General features: G+C 58.5%; 11 protein-coding genes and 2 pseudogenes. 8 read left to right on the top strand and 5 right to left on the bottom strand.

Annotated elements, in window-relative coordinates; all coding sequences use genetic code 11:
• Positions 1-434: LysE family translocator (locus tag J3B89_RS20685; protein WP_215399501.1), on the bottom strand; the 434-nt coding region annotated here is incomplete at its 3' end.
• A 228-nt stretch (positions 435-662) separates the two neighbouring features.
• On the opposite strand from J3B89_RS20685, the gene J3B89_RS20680 reads away from it, so the two are divergent.
• On the top strand, positions 663-1,274 hold the full coding sequence (locus J3B89_RS20680) for a DUF502 domain-containing protein (RefSeq protein ID WP_215399500.1): 612 nt from the start codon (positions 663-665) through the stop codon (positions 1,272-1,274).
• An 84-nt stretch (positions 1,275-1,358) separates the two neighbouring features.
• Here J3B89_RS20680 and J3B89_RS20675 read toward each other — a convergent pair whose 3' ends face one another.
• The 3 genes and pseudogenes from J3B89_RS20675 to merR all read right to left on the bottom strand — a co-directional run bounded on the left by J3B89_RS20675 (position 1,359) and on the right by merR (position 3,042).
• Positions 1,359-1,595 (bottom strand): heavy-metal-associated domain-containing protein, encoded by a 237-nt coding sequence (locus J3B89_RS20675; RefSeq protein WP_215399499.1) that lies wholly within the window; start codon positions 1,593-1,595, stop codon positions 1,359-1,361.
• A 139-nt stretch (positions 1,596-1,734) separates the two neighbouring features.
• Positions 1,735-2,562 (bottom strand): annotated as a pseudogene (locus J3B89_RS20670) (ISL3-like element ISPst2 family transposase); the annotation flags it as partial.
• A gap of 24 nt (positions 2,563-2,586) precedes the next feature.
• The gene (gene merR, locus J3B89_RS20665; protein ID WP_008609174.1) at positions 2,587-3,042 is read right to left on the bottom strand and encodes a mercury resistance transcriptional regulator MerR; all 456 of its coding nucleotides are present in this window, start codon (positions 3,040-3,042) and stop codon (positions 2,587-2,589) included.
• A gap of 71 nt (positions 3,043-3,113) precedes the next feature.
• Between merR and J3B89_RS20660 the strand changes: the two genes are divergently transcribed.
• The 7 genes and pseudogenes from J3B89_RS20660 to J3B89_RS20630 form a co-directional block, all read left to right on the top strand.
• Complete coding sequence (locus tag J3B89_RS20660) at positions 3,114-3,464, top strand: mercuric transport protein MerT (RefSeq protein WP_001294660.1); 351 nt, start codon at positions 3,114-3,116, stop codon at positions 3,462-3,464.
• A gap of 15 nt (positions 3,465-3,479) precedes the next feature.
• Positions 3,480-3,764, top strand: coding sequence for a mercury resistance system periplasmic binding protein MerP (gene merP / locus J3B89_RS20655; RefSeq protein WP_215399498.1), 285 nt, complete (start codon positions 3,480-3,482; stop codon positions 3,762-3,764).
• A 27-nt stretch (positions 3,765-3,791) separates the two neighbouring features.
• On the top strand, positions 3,792-4,199 hold the full coding sequence (merC, locus tag J3B89_RS20650) for an organomercurial transporter MerC (protein WP_000522993.1): 408 nt from the start codon (positions 3,792-3,794) through the stop codon (positions 4,197-4,199).
• A gap of 38 nt (positions 4,200-4,237) precedes the next feature.
• Positions 4,238-5,920 carry a mercury(II) reductase gene (gene merA, locus J3B89_RS20645; RefSeq protein WP_215768306.1) on the top strand — a complete coding sequence of 561 codons (1,683 nt, stop codon included), beginning with the start codon at positions 4,238-4,240 and terminating at the stop codon, positions 5,918-5,920.
• Positions 5,921-5,937: 17 nt separating this feature from the next.
• On the top strand, positions 5,938-6,303 hold the full coding sequence (merD, locus tag J3B89_RS20640) for a mercury resistance co-regulator MerD (RefSeq protein WP_001277463.1): 366 nt from the start codon (positions 5,938-5,940) through the stop codon (positions 6,301-6,303).
• Positions 6,300-6,536, top strand: coding sequence for a broad-spectrum mercury transporter MerE (merE, locus tag J3B89_RS20635; protein ID WP_001087807.1), 237 nt, complete (start codon positions 6,300-6,302; stop codon positions 6,534-6,536). The genes merD and merE overlap by 4 nt, the downstream gene beginning before the upstream one ends.
• A gap of 65 nt (positions 6,537-6,601) precedes the next feature.
• Positions 6,602-6,691 (top strand): annotated as a pseudogene (locus J3B89_RS20630) (DUF3330 domain-containing protein); the annotation flags it as partial.
• Positions 6,692-6,716: 25 nt separating this feature from the next.
• Here the strand turns inward: J3B89_RS20630 and J3B89_RS20625 are convergent.
• On the bottom strand, positions 6,717-6,857 hold a 141-nt coding region (locus tag J3B89_RS20625; protein WP_194297706.1), incomplete at its 5' end, for a signal peptidase II.

The following is a 6,857-nucleotide window of genomic DNA, read 5'->3' as shown; positions in this document are numbered from 1 at the left end:
AGCTGGCTATCGATAAAGGGCGGCAGCAGCGCCATATGAAACGCCCAGCCTTTGGGGTTAGACACTGCCGTAATAAAGCCCTGACTAAACAAGGTTCGCCGCGGTAGCAACACCGGCGCTGTGCCCAGCTGCGGCACCGCCAGTTTGCCTTTGGCGCGCCACATTTGGATGCCAATATAAGTTAGATAGGCGGCACCAAGCAGTTTAAACCACTGAAACAGCTCCGGAAACTTCAGCATCAGAGCGGCTACGCCTAATACCGCCGCCATGGCAACTAAACCCACGCCCAGCATCTCGCCCCACATCATCCAGAAGGTACGACGCACGCCCTGACTCATCCCCAAGGTCATGGCCAGCGTCATACACATACCTGGCGTCACAGAAACAAATAAAAAGGTGGGAATAAAAGCGCCCAATAATGTCAGATTAACCATAAGTACCCCGGTAGACTCACCGCTTATTCTGGCGACTTCTACTTATTGCAGAAATAGCTAAACTAACTTTTAGATTATCCTGGTCAACCGCACGCCTCCTTTTGCAGTTAAAACAGCGCCAGAAAAGCAAAATCTAACCGGCAAGCGTCATCCAGCCCCAGACTGGCGCCCGCTTCCTGATCGCTGTTATGCTAGCGCTACTTTGACTGATGCAGATTGAAATCCCTGATGAAAATAGTGGTAAGAAGTTTATTAAAAGGCCTGGCGATTGTACTGCCGTTAATTATTACTATCGAGCTGCTGCGCTGGTTGCTGAACCTGGTAGAGGGCAGCCTGGCCCCGGCACTGCAATGGGTGCTGCCAAGCCACTGGTATCTGCCTGGCATGGCGATACTCAGCTTTATGCTGTTGTGTATTGCTATCGGTTACAGTTCACGCTGGAAGGGTTTTAATTGGTTGTGGCAACTGCCGGGGAAGGTGTTACTGAAACTGCCGGGCACCAAACAAATTTACGGCATGCTGCAGGATATTATCGATTTAATGGCAGGTAAAAACTTTGCCGATGGCTCGGTAGTCATGCTAAAACTGCCACCCTCAGATATTGAACTGATTGGCATTATTACCAAACAAGGCGGTCAGAGTGATGATCGCATGTCGGCGCTGATGCAGGACGATCAAATTGCGGTATTTATTCCGATGGCCTACAACGTTGGCGGTTACACCGTTATCGTACCGCGTAGCTGTACCCGTAATGTTGATATGAAACCGGCCGAAGCGCTGCAGCTGGTATTAAGCGGTGGTTTAGGCAGCAACAAAGCGCCCGGTCATCGTCAGCAGTGAACCAAACGCTATAGCCCCCGTTACTTCGTCAAACACGCAGCAAAATCCGTTGCATGTAGAAGCCACCTTACGGTGGCTTTTTCCTTAGGCGCTGTGGCAGCTGTTCGCCGGATTACAGCAGCTGGCTTTGACTTCTGTCGCCGGATATCCCGCCTCTGTTAAGACCTCAATTACCTCTGCAGAGCTCAGTTCCGTGCTGAGCTGCAGCGTTTTGTCGGTCAGGTTAGTCTGTATTTTTGCATCACCATCTGCTGTGAGGATGGCTTTGGTGACCATGCTAACGCAGTGGCCACATGTCATGTCAGCGATATGGAATTTCATGGTGTTTCTCTCCTGTGGTGTGTTCATGACACAAGCTAATGCTTGCCACTGTGGTACAGTCAAGCCGCTATTTTAAATTTTGGGTATACGGATTTAATGGTTGATGGGGCACCTTCACCCCATCAATCTGATACCACCCTCAGATGGTTGATAGATCGACTCCGTAGTTGAGTTCCTCTGCGAAGTCCGGCAGTCCGTAACCGATGGTTTTCTTGTAGAAAAGAGAGACCTTCGCAGTCGGTGCCTTCTTCTTGTGCTTCGTGGTGTAGAGCATTCGTGCCCGCATCACCTCGAAGGAGTAACCGCGCCCTTCACGGTTCTTGTCCTTGGCCAGTCGGTTGATGGACTCCGTGTAAGCGTTGGTGACGGGCATGTCCGTCTCGAAGTAGGTCATGGTCTCTTCGCGCCAGTTTCCCACTGCCCTGACCAGATCGCTCCAGACTTCCTTTTGGCCCTTCGGGATGGTGGCTATCCACTCGTCCAGGGCGGCTTCTGCCTGGAGCCGTGTGGTGGCGTCCCAGATGCCGTAGAAGCGCTCCTTGTGCTCGTAGGCGGCCAGCAGTTGCGGGAACGCGCCTGTCCAAGTCTCCATGATGAGGCGCTCCCGGTCTGAGACTTCGTGAGCGCGTTTCAGCAGGATTTTCCGGTCTCCCTTGAGAGTCCGGCTCTGGGACGGTTTCAGCTCCTTTCTGAGGCCCTTGCGCACTCTCTCTAGGGCATCGTTGGCCATGCGCACCACATGGAACTTATCGACCACGATACGGGCCTGGGACAGCACAGCCTTGACCGCTGCCCGGTAGGGGTTCCACATGTCCATGCTGACGATCTCGACCTTCTGCCGGTCTTTCAGCTTCATCAGGTAGTTGGTCACCACGTCCTGGCGGCGGGTGGCCAGCAGGTCGAGCAGGGTTCGCTCCTCAATGTTGGTCAGAATGCAGCGGTAGCGCTTGTTCAGGTAGGGGTCGTCTCAGAATTCGGAAAATAAAGCACGCTAAGGCGTAGTCACCCCGTGACTCCCCCGCGCCGATGCAGCGAGCTTCGTTCCGTCTTGCAGTGACACAATCAGCGGGCAGGAAACGTTCCCTTTCCGCGCATGGCAGGCGCACACCAGTTCAGACAGCACGGCCTCCATGCGTGCCAAGTCGGCCATCTTCTCGCGCACATCCTTGAGCTTGTGCTCGGCCAGGCCGCTGGCTTCCTCGCAATGGGTGCCATCCTCCAGCCGCAGTAGCTCGGCGATTTCGTCCAGGCTAAAGCCCAGCCGCTGGGCCGATTTCACGAACCGCACTCGTGTTACATCCGCCTCGCCATAGCGGCGAATGCTGCCATAGGGCTTGTCTGGCTCCGGCAGCAGGCCCTTGCGCTGGTAGAACCGGATGGTCTCCACATTGACCCCGGCCGCCTTGGCAAAAACGCCAATGGTCAGATTCTCAAAATTAATTTGCATATCGCTTGACTCCGTACATAACTACGGAAGTAAGCTTAAGCTATCCAAACCAAATTTGAAAGGACAAGCGTATGTCTGAACCACAAAACGGGCGCGGCGCGCTCTTTGCCGGTGGGCTGGCCGCCATTCTTGCGTCGGCCTGCTGCCTGGGGCCGCTGGTTTTGATCGCCTTGGGGTTCAGCGGGGCATGGATCGGCAACCTGACGGTGCTGGAACCCTATCGCCCGATCTTCATCGGCGCAGCGCTGGTCGCGCTGTTTTTCGCCTGGCGGCGCATCTACCGCCCGGCGCAAGCCTGCAAACCGGGTGAGGTCTGCGCGATTCCCCAAGTGCGAGCTACTTACAAGCTCATTTTCTGGATCGTGGCCGCGCTGGTCCTGGTCGCGCTCGGATTTCCCTACGTCATGCCATTTTTCTATTAATCACAGGAGTTCATCATGAAAAAATCGTTTGCCTTTATCACCCTCGTCGCCCTCGCTACTGTTGCTTTTCCTTTGTGGGCCGCGACCCAGACAGTCACGCTGTCCGTACCCGGCATGACCTGCCCCACCTGCCCGATCACCGTCAAAATGGCGATTTCCAGGATTGAAGGCGTTGATAAAGTTGACGTTACCTTCGAACCACGCGAAGCGGTTGTCACCTTCGATGATACCAAGACCAGTGTGCATGAGTTGATCAAGGCCACTGGCGATGCGGGCTATCCGTCCAGCGTCAAGCAGTGAGCCACTGAACCCGAACCTGGGGCGATCATGGGACTGATTACACGCATTGCCGACAAGGCTGGCGCGCTTGGCAGCGTTGTTTCCGCGATGGGATGCGCTGCCTGTTTCCCGGCTATCGCCAGCCTGGGCGCGGCCATCGGCCTTGGCTTTCTACAGGAATACGAAGGGTTGTTTATCTCCAAGCTGCTGCCGCTGTTCGCAGTCGTGGCTTTGCTGGCGAATGCACTGGGCTGGCTGAGTCATCGGCAATGGTACCGCAGCCTGCTCGGGATGGTCGGCCCAGCCATCGTGCTGGCGGCCATGCTCTTGTTTTTTGGCAATTGGTGGACGGCGAACCTCCTCTATGTCGGTCTGGCCTTGATGATCGGGGTGTCGATCTGGGATCTGCTCTCACCGGCCAACCGCCGCTGCGAACTACCACCCAAACACGGCTAACTGCATTGGCAATTGCCGAAACGAAAAGGAACGATGCAATGTATTTGAATATCACCGGAATGACCTGCGACTCGTGCGCGACACATGTCAAGGACGCCCTGGAGAAAGTGCCGGGCGTGCTGTCGGCGCTCGTGTCCTACCCGAAAGGCTCCGCGCAACTCGCCACCGATCCCGGCACCTCGCCAGAGGCGCTGACCGCCGCTGTGGCCGGCCTCGGCTACAAGGCCACACCCGCCGATGCCCCATCCACTTCAGCGCGGGGCAGACTGCTTGGCAAGGCGCTGGGATGGCTGGGCGGTGGCGACAAGGCTGGTGGTGATGGGGACGGACTGCACGTCGCCGTTATTGGCAGCGGCGGAGCCGCGATGGCGGCGGCGCTGAAGGCCGTCGAGCAAGGTGCGAACGTCACGCTGATCGAGCGCGGCACCATCGGCGGTACTTGCGTCAATGTCGGCTGCGTGCCGTCCAAGATCATGATCCGCGCTGCCCATATCGCCCATTTGCGCCGTGAAAGCCCATTCGACAGTGGCATCGCGGCGACTGTGCCTGCGATTGATCGCAGCAAACTACTGGCCCAGCAGCAGGCGCGCGTCGATGAGCTGCGCCACGCCAAGTACGAAGGCATCCTGGACAGCAACCCGGCCATCACCGTGCTGCATGGTGAAGCGCGTTTCAAGGACGACCAGAGCCTTGCCGTCCGTTTAAACGATGGCGGCGAGCGTGTGGTGGCGTTCGACCGCTGCCTGGTCGCCACGGGTGCCAGCCCGGCCGTGCCGCCGATTCCGGGCCTGAAAGAGTCACCCTACTGGACTTCCACCGAGGCCCTGGTCAGCGACACCATTCCCGAGCGCCTGGCCGTGATCGGCTCGTCTGTGGTGGCGCTGGAACTGGCGCAAGCCTTTGCCCGGCTGGGCAGCAAAGTGACGATCCTGGCACGCAGCACGCTGTTCTTCCGCGAAGACCCGGCCATCGGCGAGGCCGTTACAGCCGCGTTCCGTGCCGAAGGGATCAAGGTATTGGAACACACGCAAGCCAGCCAGGTCGCGCATGTGGACGGCGAATTCGTGCTGACCACCGGGTACGGTGAAATACGCGCCGACCATCTGCTGGTCGCCACTGGCAGGGCACCGAACACGCGCAGCCTGGCATTGGAAGCGGCGGGAGTCGCTGCCAATGCGCAGGGGGCCATCGTCATCGACAAGGGCATGCGCACCAGTACGCCACACATTTATGCGGCTGGCGACTGCACCGACCAGCCTCAGTTCGTCTATGTGGCGGCAGCGGCCGGCACCCGTGCTGCGATCAACATGACTGGCGGCGATGCGGCCCTGGACCTGACCGCAATGCCGGCCGTGGTGTTCACCGACCCGCAGGTCGCCACCGTGGGCTACAGCGAGGCGGAAGCACATCACGACGGGATCGAGACCGACAGTCGCACCTTGACCTTGGACAACGTGCCGCGTGCGCTTGCCAACTTCGACACACGCGGCTTCATCAAGCTGGTCATCGAGGAAGGTAGCGGACGGCTCATCGGCGTGCAAGCGGTGGCCCCGGAAGCGGGTGAACTGATCCAGACGGCGGTGCTCGCCATTCGCAACCGTATGACCGTGCAGGAACTGGCCGACCAATTGTTCCCCTACCTGACCATGGTCGAAGGGCTGAAGCTCGCGGCGCAGACCTTCAGCAAGGACGTGAAGCAGCTTTCGTGCTGCGCCGGATGAGGAAAAGGAGGTGTTCAATGAGCGCCTACACAGTGTCCCGGCTGGCCCTTGATGCCGGGGTGAGCGTGCATATCGTGCGCGACTACCTGCTGCGCGGGTTGCTACGGCCGGTCGCGTGCACCACGGGCGGCTACGGCTTGTTCGATGACACCGCGTTGCAACGGCTGCGCTTTGTACGGGCTGCCTTCGAAGCGGGTATCGGCCTGGACGCACTGGCGCGGCTGTGCCGGGCGCTGGATGCTGCGGACGGTGACGGTGCGTCTGCGCAGCTTGCCGTGTTGCGGCAACTCGTCGAGCGTCGGCGCGAGGCCCTGGCCAGCCTCGAAATGCAACTGGCCGCCATGCCAACCGAACCGGCACAGCACGCGGAGAGTCTGCCATGAACAGCCCAGAGCACTTGCCGTCTGAGACGCACAAACCGATCACCGGCTACTTGTGGGGCGCGCTGGCCGTGCTCACCTGTCCCTGCCATTTGCCGATTCTCGCCATTGTGCTAGCCGGCACGACGGCCGGCGCGTTCATCGGGGAGCACTGGGGTATTGCAGCCCTCACGCTGACCGGCTTGTTTGTCCTGTCTGTGACGCGGCTGCTGCGGGCCTTCAAGGGAAGATCATGACCGCTTCCCAGCCAGCCGAGAGTGGGCAGCTTTGAGCTTCGCTACCAATCTGGAGGAGTACCACCATGAACGCAAACGCCCCGAACACTGCCAGTTGCACCACCTGCTGCGTATGCTGCAAAGAAATTCCGCTCGATGCCGCCTTCACCCCGGAAGGCGCGGAATTGTATGGCGTAGGTGTCAGTCAGATCCATCCGGCTCGGCATTGGTGTTTGCTTTTTTACCCAACAAGCTGCTGGAAACGAAAAGTAAGGCACCGAGGACAATTGCAATATCAGCCAGGTTGAAGGCCGGCCAATGCCAGTCTCGCCAATAGAAATC

It is taken from the genome of Rheinheimera oceanensis, assembly GCF_018831085.1.
In the GTDB taxonomy this organism is placed as follows: domain Bacteria; phylum Pseudomonadota; class Gammaproteobacteria; order Enterobacterales; family Alteromonadaceae; genus Alishewanella; species Alishewanella oceanensis.
The sequence above is the reverse complement of the archived record's forward strand: the minus strand, read 5'-3'. Positions and strand labels throughout refer to the sequence as shown.